The following is a 16,157-nucleotide window of genomic DNA, read 5'->3' on the forward strand; positions in this document are numbered from 1 at the left end:
GGGTGATTAGCTCAGCCGGGAGAGCATCTGCCTTACAAGCAGAGGGTCGGCGGTTCGATCCCGTCATCACCCACCACTCGATGTATAGCGCAGCGGTAGTTCAGTCGGTTAGAATACCGGCCTGTCACGCCGGGGGTCGCGGGTTCGAGTCCCGTCCGCTGCGCCATATTCCGCTTCAAGGGCCCACTGAACACCCTGAAGCAATAAAAAAGCGACCTTAGGGTCGCTTTTTTCGTTCTGGCGTTTTCACCGCACGTTCAGTGGCGGCCACGCTCTTCATCGCGCAAGGTCAGCACTTCATAGCCTTCTTCGGTTACCGCCACGGTATGCTCCCACTGGGCCGAGAGGCTGTGGTCACGGGTGATCACCGTCCAGCCATCTTTCAGCGTTCGGGTACCGCGCCCACCTTGGTTGATCATCGGTTCGATGGTAAACACCATGCCAGGTTTCAGCTTCATGCCCATGCCGCGTTGGCCCACGTGTAGCACTTCGGGCGCCTCGTGCATCTGCTGGCCGATGCCATGGCCGCAGTACTCCCGAACCACACTGTAGCCTGCGCTCTCGGCGTGAGCCTGGATAGCGTGGCCGATATCACCCAGCGTGGCCCCCGGGCGGACCTGTTCGATGCCTTTCCACAGCGCATCGTAGGTGGTCGCTACCAGATGGCGGGCCTCTTCGCTTACCGGCCCCAGGCTGTACATCTTCGAGGAGTCCGCAATGTACCCACCCTGTTCCAGGGTGATATCGACATTGATGATGGACCCCGCCTGAAGCACCTCATCGGCCTTGGGCATACCGTGGCACACCACGTGATCCACCGAGGTGTTGAGCGCATAGGGGAAGCCATACTGCCCCTTGCTGGCGGGGCGTGCCCTGAGTGTGTCGAGGATGAACGCCTCGGCCCGGTCGTTGATCTGCAGGGTGGTGACACCCGGGCGGATAAAGCTGTCGAGATCGGCGAATACTTGCGCCAGAAGCTGGCCGGCGCGGCGCATCAGGTCGAGTTGGGCGGGGGTCTTGATGATGACCTTGGACATGGGGGAGGGCAGTTGCTCATGCGGAAATTTGCTCAAGCATAGCGCTTGCCGCACCCAGGTTGCCAATGCGGCGGGGCCACAGGGGGCACGGCCTTGCCGACAATGCGGTAAGCTGGCGTCATGAACCTCGACACCCGTATCAAGTACCGCCACCTACTGTGCTTTCTGGAGATTGCCCGACAGGGCAGCCTGGCCAGGGCGGCAGACGTGCTCGCCATCAGCCAGCCGGCGATCTCCAAGACCCTCAGGGAACTCGAAGACCTTCTGCAGGCCAGGCTGTTCGTGAGGGGCCGCCAGGGCGTTGAACTGACCCCCGCTGGCACACGCTTCATGCGTTATGCAGGGCCCAGTGTGCAGGCCCTGCGCGATGGCGTCAGCTGCCTGCGCGGCGAGGCGCAGGTGCCGTCCCAGGTGCGCATCGGTGTGTTGTCCACGGTCGAAAGCCTGTTGATGCCCGAGGTACTGTGCCGCCTGCATCAGCGCCACCAGGCCTTGGTCATCAACGTGGTGACCGGCGTGAGTGCGCAATTGCTTGGCCAGTTGCGCGTGGGTGAACTGGAGCTGGTGGTGGGGCGGATGACCGACAGCCCGCAGATACAGGGCCTTTCGTTCGAGCACCTGTACAGCGAGTCCATGACCCTGGTGGTGCGCGCCGGTCACCCGCTGCTGGCTGTTGCACCGCTCGAACGGGCGCGTGTAGGGCAGTACCCACTGGTAGTGCCGCCGGCCGGTACGACGATCCGTCAGCATGCCGACAGCCTGTTCGTGCAATGCGGCATCCAGATGCCCGCACAGCGCCTGGAAACCTTGTCGCTGGTCCTGAGCCGGCGTTACGTGCAGGGCAGCGACGCGGTTTGGGTAGCCCCGCGCGACGCTGTGCTGCTGGACCTGCGCCGTGGCGACCTGGTCGAACTCGACCTGGGCGTGCGCGAACCTGGCGGTTCGGTGGGCATCTGCCGCAATGCTGCACTGGCACAGAGCCTGCCGGGGCAGTGGGTGTGCGACGTGTTGCGTGAGGTGGCCGCGCAGTATCGGGAGCGGGTATACCCTTGAGCCTCGCTGCGAGGGAGCGCTTGAGGCTGGCCAGCGCCCCAATCAGCGATTGTTGGTTGATCAAGTGGGCCGCATGGATATGGCGATTACGCCTGGAACGTTGAAGCCAGGCGTTACCTCCATATTGCCGCTGATCAACAGGCGCTTATGCGCGGCGTCGTATACAGGCGGCGCACCAGATGAGTAAAAACCGTCGTCGCCTCGGGCACCGTATTGCCCATAGCCTCGGGGTGGAACAAAGGTGTCATCAAACGTGCCAGCCGCAGTCAGGCGAAAAGCGAGTGTGTAGGTATAGAACTGTCCATAGCCCACAAGCCCGTTTCCATCTTCCATGCCTGAGGTCCAGGCACCTGGGCGCTCGAACACAAGCATGTTGCCGTTGTTGAACTCTTTTGCCGGCTTACCGGCGTAGTCTATGCGGTAAATGGCCGGGAATTCCGGGCCATCCTCGTCGGGCATTATGCTGCCGTAGAAGGAAATGCGCTTGGCCTTGACGTCGACGGACAGGCCGTAAAGGATCACATTGTCATCGGACCAATACAGGCCGTCATCACCAAACGAGGTGTCGAATTTACCTTCGGTGGTCAGTGCCATTGCAACGCTGTAGATCACGTCATCGCGCAGAAGGTAGAGTGTGACGAGCAGGCGCTCGGTGCCTGCTTGCGGAGCGAAAGCGACAATGCCATCGATGATGTGCTGGCTGGTGTCAGGAATGAGTTGAGTGCCATCCAGTATCCCGTCAGTGCCGAAGTCTCTGCGCAGTCTGCCGTCGTTATCGAAGGCTACAATCACCGGCTCGAATTTTTCAGGCCCTCGGCGCAGGCCGGCGACGAAGATGCCTTGCCCAACCAGTGCCAGGCGCTCAAGCACCAGCGCCTCGTCGATCAGGCCGCGGGTATCCACATAGCCTTTCCCCTGACCGAAACTCAGGTCGGGCTCACCGCTCGCTGTCAGCCTCCATATGTGGCTGGCTGACTCGCCATCCAGGCTCAAGATGACCAGCAGGTTGCCCTGCCTGTCTTCGATGATGCTGTTGAGTGCTGCGTAACGGGTGTCGCCGATTGTGTTGAAATCAAAAATCCCGTCCGCATGGAAGCTTTTGTCCAGCTGGCCGTACTCCGTGAGGCAGGCTACGAATACCGTGGTGTGCGACGTTTCCAGGTTGGTGCTGCGGCCAATGCCATAGGTCCGCCCCGGCTGGGTATGGCTTTTGATAAATCCTGTGCTGGTACTGCGGCTGCCCCTTTCCTGGGGTAAGAAATAGCCCAGCCCTTCCACGCCATAGCGTGTATCGATGGGTGCGGCGGCCACTTCTCTGTCAGCGTTGTTTACGGACGGTGGCACGCGGGTCGAGCGGTTGGGCTTGCGTGAGATGTTCATAACCTATCCTTCGTAGTGGCAAACTCAGGTCAGGCTTTCTTGCGAATGCCTTGTCAGCCATTGGAAGGCAGGCGCTTGTGGTGCGCTACTGTCAGAATTATCAGTTTTGTCGCGGGCTTGGCCGGCTTTTTCGTGCGCGCCCACACCTTTTTGCTCGGTGCTTCAACGAAGAGAATGACCAATACTGGCGTCCGGCTTGGCAACAGGCGACGCCGTCCGTGGCCTGCTGAACTTATTGCGTGAAACCCGCTCCTATGCCGGTAGCCATTGGTGACGACCGCCTGCTAAGCTCGCGGCCTACACCCTGATTGCCCTTATGGCGCATGAACAAGGAAATAGCATGAAACAGCATCGTTTGGCGGCTGCGGTTGCCCTGGTAGGCCTGGTACTGGCTGGTTGCGACCAGCAGGCCAGCAGCCCCGAACTGAAGACCCCCGCGCAGAAAGCCTCCTACGGTATCGGCCTGAACATGGGCAAGAGCCTGGCTCAGGAAGGCATGGATGACCTTGATTCGAAAGCAGTCGCGCTGGGTATCGAAGACGCCGTTGGCAAGAAAGAGCAGCGCCTGAAGGACGAAGAGCTGGTAGAGGCCTTCACCGCACTGCAGAAACGCGCTGAAGAACGCCTGGCCAAGGCCAGCGAGGAAGCGGCCTCTGCCGGCAAGAAGTTCCTGGAAGAAAACGCCAAGAAGCCGGGCGTGGTTACCACGGCATCGGGCCTGCAGTATGAAGTGGTGAAGAAGGCCGACGGCCCGCAGCCCAAGCCTACCGATGTGGTGACCGTTCACTACGAAGGCAAGCTGATCGATGGCAAGGTATTCGACAGCTCGGTCGAGCGCGGCAGCCCGATCGATCTGCCGGTGAGCGGCGTGATCCCAGGTTGGGTCGAAGGCCTGCAACTGATGCACGTGGGCGAGAAGTACAAGCTGTTCATCCCGGCTGAGCTGGCCTACGGCGCACAGAGCCCAAGCCCGCTGATCCCGGCAAACTCGGTATTGGTGTTCGACCTTGAGCTGATCGCCATCAAGGACCCGGCTCAGCTGCAAGGCGCCGAACCTGAAGCAGACGCCCCAGCCGAAGCCCCGGCTGAAGCACCTGCCAAGTAAAAGCCGCTTGCTGCAACCCTGAACGCCCCGTCCCGACGGGGCGTTCGTGTTTGTGCAGAGTGCTTGGTCGAACCGGCAAGTGCTGATAGTGTCCGAGGACATGCAGCGTGTAGAAGCAGGAAGCGTCTAACCTGAGCCGTTTGGCCCGTACGCGTATGCGGGGCTGTAACGGCTGTGTAAAAAACGCCCGATCTGACCTTGGCCCTTGCCTGATAGGCACCTGGCGTCAGAAACACTGCCCTGTTCACAAGGTTATCCACAATAAATGTGGATAACCTTTTCCGTCCTGGAGGCTCCATGAATGCACCCTGGAATTTCGCTCGCTTTCTGCCGCTGGCCGAGCGCCTGCTCAGCCGCGGTCGGTTGCCTGCACTGCTGTTTGCTGTGGCTCGCAAAGGCCCGCGGCTGGGCAAGTTGCGTGAAGACGTGAAGCTGATGCAGTCACTGTGCCTGGCATGGTGGCGCGGCGAGTACCGTGCCATAAGCCCCAAAGCGCTGGTCACGATCGTGGCAGGTCTGCTGTATTTCGTAAGCCCCATCGATGCCATCCCCGATTGGTTGCTGGGGGTGGGCTTCCTGGATGACATTGCCGTGCTGGGCTGGGTAATGAAGACTGTGGCCGATGAGCTGGCGCGGTTCAAGGCGTGGCGCGACAGCCAGGCCCCCGAGCGCCTGCGCGTGGTGGAGCGGTTGCCAGCTACCCCCGAAGCCCTGCGCCTGGAGCGTCCTGCGCCCTGATACCCGCCCCTCTGCCTGGCCGCGAAGGTGCCTGGCTGCACAGATCGCGGACTTGGACATATAATTGGCATAAGGATTATGCCAACGGATTACATGCCGTAATCCTCTTGAGGGGTTCGTAATGGGTATTCAGGTCATCAGCCGGGACGGTCAGCCAGAGTACGCCGTCGTTCCGTGGGAGCACTATCAGGCGTTGCTGAAGGCTGCAGGGCAGGCCCCGGCAACGCCACCTGTCACCGGCGACGAAAGCGGCGAGCAGCAGCCACCTGCACCGGCGCCCGCCTTCAGTGAGGTGGGGGATATCCGCAGAGCGAAAGGGATCGCTGCCGAGCAGTTGGCCCGAAATGTAGGGGTAAGCCCCGCTTACCTGGCCATGATTGAAGCCGGCGAGCGCCAGCCTGATGCTGCCATCCGCCGCGCATTGGCGTGGCACCTGGGCGTGGCTGGCTGGAGCGAGGTGTCATGAGCCACGTCAGGATCAGCCGCCAGCATTGGGATAACCTGCTGGGCGAGCTTGATCTGGCCAGGCGTCAACGCCACCTGCTGACCTACCGTGCGCTGATCGAGCGCTTGCAATTGCCCAGCCCGGCCATGCAGACACTGACCGCAGCGCTGGAGTACCTGGCGGTGCTGGATGCCCGGGCCGAGCAGCCACTGCGAAGTTCGCTGGTGATCAGCCAGGGTGCCAGCCGGCTGCCCCGTACCGGGTTTTTCGAGTGTGTCGAAAAGCTGGGTCGCTTTTCGGGCCCGGTCGATGGCATGGAGGCAGCGTCCTGGCATGCTTCCGAAGTGGTTCGGGTATTTGAGTACAGCTACCCCGAAGCGCCTTAGCTGCAGTGTTATCGGGTGATCAGAAGCGGTCTAGGCGGTATGCCCGGGTTTCAGGGCCACCAAGCGCCTCGGCCAGCCGACCCACCCATTGCGCTGTGACCGCTGCCTGGGTCAAGCCCAGGTGCTGATGCCCGAAAGCCAGCAGCACCCGGCCTTCACACACCCGGTCGATCACCGGCAATGAGTCTGGCAACGACGGGCGCATCCCCATCCAGGGGCTCGCACCCTCGGTGCTCAAGTCTTCCCTGAACAACCCCTTGCTCAACCGATGCAGTTGCCACGCCCGCTGCATGCTCGGGGGGGCTTGCAGGCCGGCGAACTCGACCGTGCCGGCCAGGCGTAACCCCCCGGTCATGGGCGTCATGATGAACTTGCGCTCGAGGGATGTGACGGCGAACGGCAGGCGTTGGTGCTCGGCCGGCAGCATCAGGTGGTACCCCCGCTCGGTGTCCAGTGGCACCTGCTTGCCCGTGAGCGCAGCAGTGAGGTGCGCCGAATGCGCGCCACAGCTCAGCAATACCTGGCGGGCATGCAGCGCACCGCAGTTGCTGGCAAGGGTTACCCCGGCGCTGTGCAGCCGCCCACCGTCGACCTGAGCCTGCATGAAGCGCACGCCCTCGGCCTGGGCCGCCTCGAACAGCTCGCACAGCACCTGATAGGGGTCGATGAAGTGGCCGGTGGACGGGAAGAACAAACCGCCCAGCAGGCTTGGGTTCAGCTGCGGCGCAGCGGCCTGTACCTGCCGCGCAGACCACAGCTCCACCGGTACGGCCTGTTGCTGCATGCGGCTGCGCAACGCCGCCAGCGCCTCACTGGATTCTGGCCGCTCGAACACCAGCAGCGAGCCGTCCTGATGAAACAGGTCGCTGCGCCCGATCGACCCCAGCAGCTGCTGCCAGGCCGCCAGGCTGGCTTCGTTGAGCGCGCGAATACCCGCGACGCTGCGCTGGAACGGTGCCGGGCGCAGGTTGAGCAGCAGGCGGGTGAACCAGGGCATCGCCTTGGGCAGGTACTTCCAGTCCAGGCGCAGTGGCCCCATCGGGTCCAGCAGCATGCGCGGCAGGCGCTTGAGAATCGACAGGTCGGCGATGGGGAACACCTGCTCGGTAGCCAGGTGCCCCGCATTGCCCCAGGATGCCCCCTGGCCGGGGAGCTGGCGGTCAACCAGCAGTACCTGCCGGCCCTGGCGTGCCAGCTGCAGGGCGCAGGCCACACCGATGATGCCGGCACCCACTACCACGATATCGTTTGCGGGGGTGTGCTCCATGCTCAGCCTTCCCGCTTGCCGTCGAGCAGGCGCCGCAGTTGCAACGGGTTGGTGTGCTGCAACGCCTCAGGCAACAGCGCGTCAGGAAAGTCCTGGTAGCACACCGGTCGCAGGAAACGCTGGATGGCCGCGGTGCCCACCGACGTGCTGCGGGCATCGGACGTGGCCGGGAATGGCCCACCATGCACCATGGCGTCACACACCTCTACACCGGTCGGCCAGCCATTGACCAGAATCCGCCCAGCCTTGCGTTCCAGGGTGGGCAGCAGGGCGCGGGCGCTGTCGATGTCTGCGTCGTCCAATTGCAGGGTAGCAGTGAGCTGGCCCTCGAGGTGATCGGCCACTTCACGCATCTGCTGGTCGCTGGCACAGGCCACCACCAGCGATGTGGCACCAAATACTTCGGCCTGCAGTGTCGGGTCGGCGAGAAACGCCTCGGCCTCGGCCACGAACAGGTGCGCTTGGCCCTGGTTGACGCCCTCGGCCGCAAGGCCGCTGGCCACCTGCGAGGCACCTCCATTTTCAGCCAGGGCACCGATGCCTGCCTGGTAGGCGGCAAAAATCCCGGGGGTGAGCATGGTCTGCGCTGCGGCCTGGCTCACATGTTGGCTGGCAGCCTGGATGAAGCGTTGCAAATCAGGCCCCTGCTTGGCGATCACCAACCCTGGGTTGGTACAGAACTGCCCTGCACCTTGAGTGAGTGAGCCAATGAACCCCTGGGCCATGGCCTCAGCGCGAGCCTGCAAGGCCGCATCGAACAGGAACACCGGGTTGATCGAGCTCATCTCCGCATACACCGGAACAGGTTCGGGTCGAGCCTGGGCGGCTTGGCACAAGGCCAGGCCGCCGCTGCGTGAACCGGTAAAGCCCACGGCCTTGATGCGGGGGTCGCTGACCAGCGCGATGCCCACTTCACGGCCCGAACCGTACAGCAGCGAGAACACCCCTTCAGGCAGCCCGCACTGCTGGACGGCGTTTGCCACGGCCTGGCCTACCAGTTCGCTGGTGCCTGGGTGAGCGCCGTGCGCCTTGACCACTACCGGGCAGCCGGCCGCCAGCGCCGAGGCGGTGTCGCCACCGGCTACCGAGAACGCCAGCGGGAAGTTGCTGGCGCCGAATACCGCGACCGGCCCCAAGGCGATGTGCCGTTGGCGCAGGTCGGGGCGGGGCAGGGGTTGGCGCTCCGGCATGGCCGGGTCGACCCTTACGTCCAGCCACTCACCGGCCCGCACCACGCGGGCGAAAGCGCGCAACTGGGTGCAGGTGCGGCCGCGCTCGCCCTGGATACGCGCCGTGGGCAGGCCCGTTTCGGCGACGGCGCGCTCGATCAGTGTATCGCCGAGGGCTTCGATGTGTGCGGCGATTGCTTCCAGAAAGCCGGCACGCTGTTCCAGTGTGGTTTCGCGATAGACGTCGAACGCCGCCCAGGCCAGGGCGCAGGCCTGGGCCACGTGTTCGCCCGTGCCGCCCGGGTACGCCGGCTCCAGTGCCTGGCCGCTGGCCGGGTTGATGGCGCGCAGGGCTTGGCGTGTACCGGCTACCGGGGTTTGGCCGATCAGCAGTTTGCCTGTGAGGGGCATGGTGACTCCTTGTGAATGCAATGCAGGTGCAGGGAGATGGCGGCTGCGGTCAGGCCACGTTCTGCTCGGTCGACCACTGCGCATACCAGCTACGGAACAGCGCGTACTGCTGCTCGGCGTAGTTGCGCTGGGCATCGGTCAGGGCATCGGTTTCGTTGAAGTGCAGGGTGTACTCCGTGTCGCCGTTGAGCACCATCAGGTGCTTGTAGTACAGCACCAGGTCGCAACCTTCATCGAACGACGACAGCACCCCCAGTGCCGCTTCCAGCTCACGGGCCAGGCGGCGGGCTCGGGCGTCGCCCTTGGCAGCCTGCTTGCTCAGGCTCACCAGTTGCAGCACCTCCCGTGGCAAGGCGTTACCAATGCCGGTGATGGCGCCGGTGGCGTTGCAGTTGACGAAGCCATGCACCACCTGGGTATCCACGCCCACCATCAGCGTCACACCGTCATCCTGGGAGGTGATGTGCTCGGCCGCATAGCGCAGGTCCGCGCCGCCGCCGAACTCCTTGAAGCCGATCAGGTTGGGGAATTGCTGGCGCAGTTCGAAGAACAGGTCGGCGCGGGTGGCGAAGCCGTAGTACGGGCTGTTGTAGATCACTGCCGGCAGCGCAGGCGCGGCGGCCAGAATCGCCGCGAAGTGGTGCTTCTGGGCAATCAGCGATGCCCCCCGGCTGAGCACCCGTGGAATGACCATCAGGCCCGCGGCGCCCACCTTGGCCGCGTGGGCAGCGTGGGCGACGGCCTCGCGGGTGTTCACCGCGCCGGTACCGACGATGGTCGGGATGCCCGCTGCCACCAGCCGCGCCACACCCTCCTGGCGCTCGGCTTCGCTGAGCAGTGGCCAGTCACCCATCGAGCCGCAGTACACCACTGCGCTCATGCCAGCCTCGATCAGCTCACGGCCCTTGCGCACCAGTGCGTCGTAGTCCGGTTTGCGCTCGGCGGTGCAGGGGGTCATCAGGGCGGGCACGGTGCCGGTGAAGATGTTGTCAGTCATTGTTAGTGCTCCTGGCGGTGTCGGGTGGTCAAGGAAAACAGGGGTCAGATGCCCCAGGCGAAGGGGTCCTGTTCGTCGATCAGCAGCGTGCTGTCGGCGGTCATGTAGGCGCGGCCGGTAATGAACGGGCGAATCCGCTCACCGTCACGCTCGTAGCGGCCAGTGAACTGGCTGCCGGTGATGCTGGCCTGTACCCAGGCCTGGCCCTCGGCCAGCTTGCCGTCTGCCGCCAGGCAGGCCAGCTTGGCGCTGGTGCCGGTGCCGCAGGGCGAACGGTCGTAGGCTTTGCCCGGGCACATGACGAAGTTGCGGCTGTCGGCTGCGGCGTCTTCGGCAAACAGCTCGACATGGTCGATGGGGGCACCGTGCTCACCGGTAATGCCTTGGGCTTCGAGGGCCTTGAGCATGGCCCAGGTGTAGTCGGTGAGGGCTTCGCGGTTGCTCAGTTCAAGGCGCTGGCCATGCTCGCTGACCAGGAAGAACCAGTTGCCACCCCAGGCGATATCGCCGTGCACTACGCCATGGCCGGGCACATCCACCGCCACCTGCTGGCGGTAGCGGTAGGCGGGCACGTTGCCGACGGTGATGGCGCCGTCCTCATGCAGGGTGGCGCTGACCTGGCCGACCGGGGTGTCGATCTTGTGCACCCCGGGTGCGATCAGGCCCAGGTGTTGCAGCGAGGCGACCAGGCCGATGGTGCCGTGGCCACACATGTTCAGGTAACCGGCGTTGTTGAAGAAGATCACCCCGCAGGTGGCGTCAGCCGACACCGGCGGGCAGTACAGCGCCCCCACCAGCACGTCGTTGCCCCGCGGCTCCAGCAGGCAGGCCCGGCGCCACGCGTCGTGCCGCTCGCGCAGTTCGTCGCGCTGCTCGGCCATGCTGCGACCGTGCAGGTGCGGGAAGCCTTTCATCACCAGGCGCGTGGGTTCGCCGCCGGTATGCGAGTCGATGATGTGGATCTGTTTCATGGTCGTGTCCGTCGTGTGGTTGGCCAAGTCTTGCGCTGTGGGAGTGGGCCCTCAGGGCGCCGTTACCGCCGTGCGTTGGGCGACCACCGGCGCTTGGCTGGCTTCGCTTTCATCCTCGCCTTCCAGGCGCACCAGATGTGCCGGCACCCCGGTGCACGCGCCCCAGTAGTAAATGCCAAGCGCACATGCGGCGACGATCACGGTGTCGAGCGGGTGGCCGATCACCCCGGTGCCGCCAAAACTGCCCAGCCAGGACAGCAGGATGGTCACGGCGTAGAAGCCGATCAGCCACGCCGACGAGCGCACCTGCTGGGCCAGCGACACGTGCTCGGTGGGCACGAAGCGCGCGCACACCAGGTACAGCACGAACATCAGGATTTGCAGCGCCAGCAGCCAGGACACCGTGCCCCAGCCCGACCAATACACGATCAGTGCGGCGATGATGAACGACAGCGGGCCCAGTACCCCCATGCCCTTGACCCGGAACGGGCGCGGCATGTCGGGCGCGTTTCGGCGCAGGGCGGCGACGGTCACCGGGGCGACGGCGTAGCTCAGCACCAGTGCAGCGGACACCACGTTGATCAGCGCTTCCCACGAGGGGAACGGCAGGGTCCAGAACACCGCCAGGCCGAAGGTCAGCCACAGGGCCGGGCGCGGAATGCCAGACTGTTCATCGACGCGGGTGAAGTACCGGAAGAACGTGCCGGTCTTCGCCCAGCCATACACCACGCGGGGGGTGGCGTTCATGTAGATGTTGCCGCAGCCGCTTGGGGAGATCACCGCATCCGCCACCACCAGGTAGGCCAGCCAGCCCACACCCAAGGCCAGGGCGATGTCGCGGTAGGGCAGTGCCAGTTCCTGGGTTACCGCCGACCAGCCATTGGCCAGCATGTCAGTGGGCACGCTGCCGAGAAATGCCAGTTGCAGCAGGGCGTAGATCGCGGTGGACAGCAGCACCGACAGTATCAGCGCAATAGGAATGGTGCGTTGCGGGTTCTTGACCTCGCTGGCCACCGAGATGATCGGTGTGAGGCCCAGGTAGGCGAAAATGATGCCGCCGGCCGATACCGCCATTTCCACCCCGGACAGGCCAAACGGCGCAAAACCCTGCACCTGGAAATTCTCGGGTTTGAAGAAGGTGAACAGCACGCCGATCACCAGCAGCGGCACGATGAACTTGAACACGCTGACCAGGTTGTTGGCTTTGGCGAAGGTTTTCACGCTGCGGTAGTTCAGGATGAAGAACAGCCCCAACAGCGCGAACTGCACCAGCCAGCCGAGCACGGTCGGGTCGCTGGAGCCGGCCTTGGTCAGCCCGGGGAACCAGGCGGCGGCGTACTGGCGCGAGGCGACCACTTCGATGGCGATCAGGCTGGAAAAGGCGATCAGGGTGATGAACCCCATCAGGTAGCCCAGCAGTGGCCCGTGGGAATACACCGGGTAGCGCACCACGCCGCCGGCACGCGGCAAGGCCGCGCCCAGCTCGCAATACACGATGCCCAGCAGCAGCACGGCAAAGCCGCCCAGAAACCACGACAGAATGCCTGCAGGGCCGGCAATGGCTGATACGTGGCTGGCAGCGAACAGCCAGCCGGAGCCGAAGATGGCCCCTAGGCCGATGAAGGTGAGGTCCAGCAATGACAGCTGTTTCTTGAATTTGCCTGACATGGGTTCGCCTTTTTGTTGGTTATTGGATAGGCAGGTCTGATGTCACGAGGTGCGGCGTTTCGGCCGCGCTTTTGTGGAACATAGGCGGCTTGCATGGGGCATAGAGTGAACCGATCGGCGGGGCGGTTCTTGATGGTTTTCTGCAGGGGGCATGACGAAATCGGCACAGTCACGAAAAACCGTTGGCGTGCCGCAAGGCCGTGGAGATAGGCTCGAAGCCTCACTGAACATGGGCTTTAGAGATGATGCCTACCCCCTTGGCTACCCTGTGCCCGGCGCTGGAGCGGTACCGGCCGGCCAACCTTGAGGCGCTGCTGGGCGGCGTATCGCTGCTGCTGCCCATCCTTGACGCCATCCCCAACGCGGCGATCTTCATCAAGGATGAAGCTGCCCGCTATGTGCTGGCCAACACTACCCTGGTGCAGCGTTGTGGGCTCAAAGGGCTGGCGCCGTTGCTGGGCAAGACCAGCGCCGAGGTGTTTCCGGCGCAGCTGGGCCCGGGCTACACCGAGCAGGACCGCCGCGTGCTGAAAGAGGGCCTGGTGCTCGAAGACCAGCTGGAGCTGCACCTGTATGGCAGCCGCGAAGCCGGCTGGTGCCTGACCCACAAGCGCCCTTTGCACAACGTGGAAGGGGCCATCATTGGCCTGATCGGCATTTCGGTGGACCTGCAGTCAGCGGCAGACACGCACCCCGCCTATCAGCGCCTTGCCGCTGTGGACGAGCACATTCGTCGCCACTTCCAGCAGCCGATCAGCATGCGGGAGCTGACGCGCATAGCGGGCATATCCGTCGCTCAGCTGGAGCGTTACTGCAAGCGGGTGTTTCACCTCACCCCCCGGCAGATGATTCACAAGGCGCGCCTGGAACAGGCCCACCGGCTGCTGCATTCCGAGCTGCCAATTACCGAGGTCGCCCTACGCTGCGGCTACACCGACCACAGCGCCTTCAGCCGCCAGTTCAAGCAACTGACCGGGTTCACCCCGCGCCAGTACCGGCAGGCGACCAGTGTTCAGGGCGCTTGAAACAGTGCTTTCGCCTCGGTAAAGCACTGCTCGGCAATGGCCGAACGCGGTTCGCTGCGGCGCAGCAGCAGGCCCACGGGGCTGTGGATGGCGGCATCCACCACCGGCAGGATGCGCAAGTGCTCGCTGAGGGCTTCCAGGCCGCAGCCCAGTGGCATGATTGCGCAGCACAGGCCGCTGCTGATGGCCTGGATCAGCTGGAAACTGGAATCGCTTTCCAGCACGGCATTGGGTTCCAGGCCCCGGCTGCGCAGGCTCAGGTCCAGTGATTGGCGGTAGTGCATGCCCTTGCTCAGTAGGCCCAGGGGCGTGTCGCCCAGCTGGTCCCAGCGCAAGGCATCGCCCGTAAACTGGAAGTGCCGCGTGTCATGCAACAGGCCCATGGTGGTGATGCCCAGTTCGATGACCTCGAAGAACCGGGTATTGACCTGGTCCAGGTAGCAGATGCCCAGGTCGAGCTGGTTGCGGCTAAGGCCATCGACCACCTGCTCCGAACTCAGCGAACTGAGTTGAAAGTGCAGCCCAGGGTATTTTGCCCGCAGCGGCAACAACAATTGCATGGGGTTGAAGCTGGCCAACGGTACCGTCCCCAAGCGCAGGCTGCCTACCACCTGGCCCCGGCAATTGGCCGCCTCGGCCTGCAGGCCATCGTGGGCGGCGAGCAGGGTGCGGGCCCAGGCCAGGATGCGTTCGCCGGCCTCGGTAAAGCCTTCGAATCGCTGGCCCCGTTTGACCAGCACCAGGTCCAGTTCATCTTCAAGGTTGCGCAAGCGCATGGACAGGGTCGGCTGGGTGATGTGGCACAACGCCGCTGCCTGCCCGAAGTGGCGGGTCTGGTCGAGGGCGAGGAGAAACTTCAGCTGCTTGATGTCCATGCGCTTGCCTGGTAACGGGGTGTACAGACCTTAACCCACGTCTGCGATAGATGCTATTGATCGGCCAGTACGTGATATCGATTGGACGCCTGCAGCCCCGGCCTCTAGCGTGGCGATACTGACTTCGAGGGGGCTTTACCGTGCGTGTTCAACCTGATGCGGCCTTTGTACCGCTCAACATCGCTGTGCTGACCGTCAGCGATACCCGTACTTTCGACACCGATACCTCGGGTGAGCTGCTGGCCTGCCGCTCAGTGGAGTTTGGCCATCGCCTGGTGGCGAGGGCACTGCTGAAGGATGACCTGTACAAGATCCGTGCGCAGGTCGCCAGCTGGATTGCCGACGAGCAGGTGCAGGTGGTGCTGATCACGGGCGGCACCGGTTTTACCGGGCGTGACAGTACCCCGGAAGCGGTGGAGTGTTTGCTGGACAAGCGCATCGACGGGTTTGGCGAGTTGTTCCGTGCGCTGTCGATTCTGGATATCGGTACCTCCACGGTGCAGAGCCGTGCCCTGGCAGGGCTTTCCAACCGTACCCTGGTGTGCTGCGTGCCTGGCTCCACCGGGGCTTGCCGCACGGCCTGGGAGGGCATCCTGGCCGAACAGCTGGACGCACGCCACCGGCCATGCAATTTCGTCAAGCATCTGAAACCGATCGCGCCCTGCGAGACCCGCGGCTGAGTTTTAATCACCCGATACCCACCCGTGCGCCAATGCACCGTCAACTCAACACATACCCCACCGGCAACAACGCCGGTGGCAACGGCGTTTCCCCCAGCCCAGCCAGCACATCGCGTTCCACGGTGCGCACCATGGCGTCGGTGGGCAGGTCGTTCTCATCGCGCCCGAACGGGTCTTCCAGCTCGTTGCCGATGGCATCCAGCCCGAAGAAGGTGTACCCCACGATGGTGGTGAACAACGGCGCCAGCCACCCCAGCGGTTCGGCCAGGGCAAAGGGCAGCAACAGGCAGAAGATGTAGATGGTGCGGTGCAGCAGCAGTGTGTAGGGGAACGGCAACGGCGTGCCCTTGATACGCTCGCAGGTGGCCTGCACCTCGCTCAAGCCCACCAGTCGCTGTTCCAGCAGGCTGTAGCGCCAGTCGCTGATCTGTTGTTGCTCGGCCAGGTGCGAGCACTGCGCACCGACCTCACGCAGAATCCCGTCGCACACGTTGTGCGCGCTGATCCGTTCGGGTTGCGCCAACCAGGGGTGCGCGGCCTCCGCATCATCTTCCCCGCGCAACCGCGCATTCAGGGCATGGGCAAATCCGCACAGGTTGCGCAGCAGCTCGGCCCGCAACCGGGCATCGGTGATCACCACACTTTCACGCACGAACGAGCGGGTTTCGATGATCAGCTTGCCCCAGGCCTTGCGCCCCTCCCACCACCGGTCGTAGCAGGCGTTGTTGCGAAAACTCATGAAGATCGACAGCGACAGCCCCAGCAGGGTGAAGGGCGTGGCGCTGACCGGGTAGAAGAATGCCGGGTAATGGCGCTCGGCCAATACAATCAGCGCCGCCAACAGCGTGACCATCAGGCAGCGCAGCGCGATGCGCTTGAGGATCGACCCTTTGAGGGTGAACAGCACCCGCAGTACACCATGGGTGGGATGAACGATCATGGAAATCCAG

Annotated in this window: 16 protein-coding genes and 2 tRNA genes; 9 read left to right on the forward strand and 9 right to left on the reverse strand. The window is 63.8% G+C overall.

Features of this window, described 5'->3' with window-relative positions:
• Positions 1–76: transfer RNA gene (locus tag APH25_RS05340), tRNA-Val, on the forward strand.
• Between the two features lie 13 nt (positions 77–89).
• Positions 90–166: transfer RNA gene (locus APH25_RS05345), tRNA-Asp, on the forward strand.
• A gap of 91 nt (positions 167–257) precedes the next feature.
• Here the strand turns inward: APH25_RS05345 and map are convergent.
• Positions 258–1,037, reverse strand: a complete 780-nt coding sequence (gene map / locus APH25_RS05350) for a type I methionyl aminopeptidase (protein ID WP_060481324.1) — start codon at positions 1,035–1,037, stop codon at positions 258–260.
• Between the two features lie 120 nt (positions 1,038–1,157).
• Between map and pcaQ the strand changes: the two genes are divergently transcribed.
• Positions 1,158–2,090 (forward strand): pca operon transcription factor PcaQ, encoded by a 933-nt coding sequence (gene pcaQ, locus APH25_RS05355; protein ID WP_028635390.1) that lies wholly within the window; start codon positions 1,158–1,160, stop codon positions 2,088–2,090.
• Between the two features lie 60 nt (positions 2,091–2,150).
• Here the strand turns inward: pcaQ and APH25_RS05360 are convergent, their stop codons facing one another.
• Positions 2,151–3,470 carry a hypothetical protein gene (locus tag APH25_RS05360; protein WP_245614727.1) on the reverse strand — a complete coding sequence of 440 codons (1,320 nt, stop codon included), beginning with the start codon at positions 3,468–3,470 and terminating at the stop codon, positions 2,151–2,153.
• Between the two features lie 340 nt (positions 3,471–3,810).
• Here APH25_RS05360 and APH25_RS05365 point away from each other — a divergent pair, with 340 nt between their 5' ends.
• The 4 genes from APH25_RS05365 (at position 3,811) to APH25_RS05380 (ending at position 6,144) form a co-directional block, all read left to right on the forward strand.
• Positions 3,811–4,575, forward strand: a complete 765-nt coding sequence (locus tag APH25_RS05365; protein ID WP_028635392.1) for an FKBP-type peptidyl-prolyl cis-trans isomerase — start codon at positions 3,811–3,813, stop codon at positions 4,573–4,575.
• 297 nt (positions 4,576–4,872) lie between these two features.
• Positions 4,873–5,313 (forward strand): YkvA family protein, encoded by a 441-nt coding sequence (locus APH25_RS05370; RefSeq protein WP_060481325.1) that lies wholly within the window; start codon positions 4,873–4,875, stop codon positions 5,311–5,313.
• A gap of 121 nt (positions 5,314–5,434) precedes the next feature.
• Positions 5,435–5,779 (forward strand): helix-turn-helix transcriptional regulator, encoded by a 345-nt coding sequence (locus APH25_RS05375; protein WP_060481326.1) that lies wholly within the window; start codon positions 5,435–5,437, stop codon positions 5,777–5,779.
• The gene (locus APH25_RS05380) at positions 5,776–6,144 is read left to right on the forward strand and encodes a hypothetical protein (protein WP_028635395.1); all 369 of its coding nucleotides are present in this window, start codon (positions 5,776–5,778) and stop codon (positions 6,142–6,144) included. The genes APH25_RS05375 and APH25_RS05380 overlap by 4 nt, the downstream gene beginning before the upstream one ends.
• Positions 6,145–6,163: 19 nt before the next feature.
• Here APH25_RS05380 and APH25_RS05385 read toward each other — a convergent pair whose 3' ends face one another.
• From APH25_RS05385 to APH25_RS05405, 5 genes are read right to left on the reverse strand one after another with little or no spacing between them, the layout of a single operon-like run.
• Positions 6,164–7,411: an FAD-binding oxidoreductase gene (locus APH25_RS05385; RefSeq protein WP_060481327.1), complete on the reverse strand. Its 1,248-nt coding sequence runs from the start codon at positions 7,409–7,411 to the stop codon at positions 6,164–6,166.
• Positions 7,412–7,413: 2 nt separating this feature from the next.
• Positions 7,414–8,991, reverse strand: coding sequence for an aldehyde dehydrogenase (NADP(+)) (locus tag APH25_RS05390; protein WP_060481328.1), 1,578 nt, complete (start codon positions 8,989–8,991; stop codon positions 7,414–7,416).
• Between the two features lie 49 nt (positions 8,992–9,040).
• The gene (locus APH25_RS05395) at positions 9,041–9,988 is read right to left on the reverse strand and encodes a dihydrodipicolinate synthase family protein (RefSeq protein ID WP_060481329.1); all 948 of its coding nucleotides are present in this window, start codon (positions 9,986–9,988) and stop codon (positions 9,041–9,043) included.
• A gap of 44 nt (positions 9,989–10,032) precedes the next feature.
• Positions 10,033–10,959, reverse strand: coding sequence for a 4-hydroxyproline epimerase (locus tag APH25_RS05400; RefSeq protein ID WP_060481330.1), 927 nt, complete (start codon positions 10,957–10,959; stop codon positions 10,033–10,035).
• A gap of 51 nt (positions 10,960–11,010) precedes the next feature.
• The gene (locus APH25_RS05405; RefSeq protein WP_060481331.1) at positions 11,011–12,627 is read right to left on the reverse strand and encodes an APC family permease; all 1,617 of its coding nucleotides are present in this window, start codon (positions 12,625–12,627) and stop codon (positions 11,011–11,013) included.
• A 242-nt stretch (positions 12,628–12,869) separates the two neighbouring features.
• On the opposite strand from APH25_RS05405, the gene APH25_RS05410 reads away from it, so the two are divergent.
• Positions 12,870–13,652, forward strand: coding sequence for an AraC family transcriptional regulator (locus APH25_RS05410; protein WP_028635401.1), 783 nt, complete (start codon positions 12,870–12,872; stop codon positions 13,650–13,652).
• Here APH25_RS05410 and APH25_RS05415 read toward each other — a convergent pair.
• Positions 13,640–14,527, reverse strand: a complete 888-nt coding sequence (locus tag APH25_RS05415; protein ID WP_060481332.1) for a LysR family transcriptional regulator — start codon at positions 14,525–14,527, stop codon at positions 13,640–13,642. The two genes, APH25_RS05410 and APH25_RS05415, sit on opposite strands and share 13 nt — an antisense overlap.
• 140 nt (positions 14,528–14,667) lie before the next feature.
• Between APH25_RS05415 and moaB the strand changes: the two genes are divergently transcribed.
• On the forward strand, positions 14,668–15,207 hold the full coding sequence (moaB, locus tag APH25_RS05420; protein ID WP_028635403.1) for a molybdenum cofactor biosynthesis protein B: 540 nt from the start codon (positions 14,668–14,670) through the stop codon (positions 15,205–15,207).
• 40 nt (positions 15,208–15,247) lie between these two features.
• On the opposite strand, the gene APH25_RS05425 is transcribed toward moaB, so the two are convergent.
• Entirely contained in the window at positions 15,248–16,147 is a 900-nt protein-coding gene (locus APH25_RS05425) for a bestrophin family protein (RefSeq protein ID WP_060481333.1), read from the reverse strand.
• Positions 16,148–16,157 lie beyond the last annotated feature (10 nt).

It is taken from the genome of Pseudomonas sp. NBRC 111119 (assembly GCF_001320125.1).
Taxonomy (GTDB): Bacteria; Pseudomonadota; Gammaproteobacteria; order Pseudomonadales; family Pseudomonadaceae; genus Aquipseudomonas; species Aquipseudomonas parafulva.

Excerpts from the sequence above, each read along its gene's own strand:
- pcaQ (WP_028635390.1), top strand. The coding sequence starts at position 1,158 with ATGAACCTCGACACCCGTATCAAGTACCGCCACCTACTGTGCTTTCTG.
- APH25_RS05425 (WP_060481333.1), bottom strand. The coding sequence starts at position 16,147 with ATGATCGTTCATCCCACCCATGGTGTACTGCGGGTGCTGTTCACCCTC.
- APH25_RS05370 (WP_060481325.1), top strand. The coding sequence starts at position 4,873 with ATGAATGCACCCTGGAATTTCGCTCGCTTTCTGCCGCTGGCCGAGCGC.
- APH25_RS05410 (WP_028635401.1), top strand. The coding sequence starts at position 12,870 with ATGATGCCTACCCCCTTGGCTACCCTGTGCCCGGCGCTGGAGCGGTAC.
- APH25_RS05415 (WP_060481332.1), bottom strand. The coding sequence starts at position 14,527 with ATGGACATCAAGCAGCTGAAGTTTCTCCTCGCCCTCGACCAGACCCGC.
- map (WP_060481324.1), bottom strand. The coding sequence starts at position 1,037 with ATGTCCAAGGTCATCATCAAGACCCCCGCCCAACTCGACCTGATGCGC.
- APH25_RS05380 (WP_028635395.1), top strand. The coding sequence starts at position 5,776 with ATGAGCCACGTCAGGATCAGCCGCCAGCATTGGGATAACCTGCTGGGC.
- APH25_RS05365 (WP_028635392.1), top strand. The coding sequence starts at position 3,811 with ATGAAACAGCATCGTTTGGCGGCTGCGGTTGCCCTGGTAGGCCTGGTA.
- APH25_RS05390 (WP_060481328.1), bottom strand. The coding sequence starts at position 8,991 with ATGCCCCTCACAGGCAAACTGCTGATCGGCCAAACCCCGGTAGCCGGT.
- APH25_RS05385 (WP_060481327.1), bottom strand. The coding sequence starts at position 7,411 with ATGGAGCACACCCCCGCAAACGATATCGTGGTAGTGGGTGCCGGCATC.
- APH25_RS05400 (WP_060481330.1), bottom strand. The coding sequence starts at position 10,959 with ATGAAACAGATCCACATCATCGACTCGCATACCGGCGGCGAACCCACG.
- APH25_RS05360 (WP_245614727.1), bottom strand. The coding sequence starts at position 3,470 with ATGAACATCTCACGCAAGCCCAACCGCTCGACCCGCGTGCCACCGTCC.
- APH25_RS05375 (WP_060481326.1), top strand. The coding sequence starts at position 5,435 with ATGGGTATTCAGGTCATCAGCCGGGACGGTCAGCCAGAGTACGCCGTC.
- APH25_RS05395 (WP_060481329.1), bottom strand. The coding sequence starts at position 9,988 with ATGACTGACAACATCTTCACCGGCACCGTGCCCGCCCTGATGACCCCC.
- APH25_RS05405 (WP_060481331.1), bottom strand. The coding sequence starts at position 12,627 with ATGTCAGGCAAATTCAAGAAACAGCTGTCATTGCTGGACCTCACCTTC.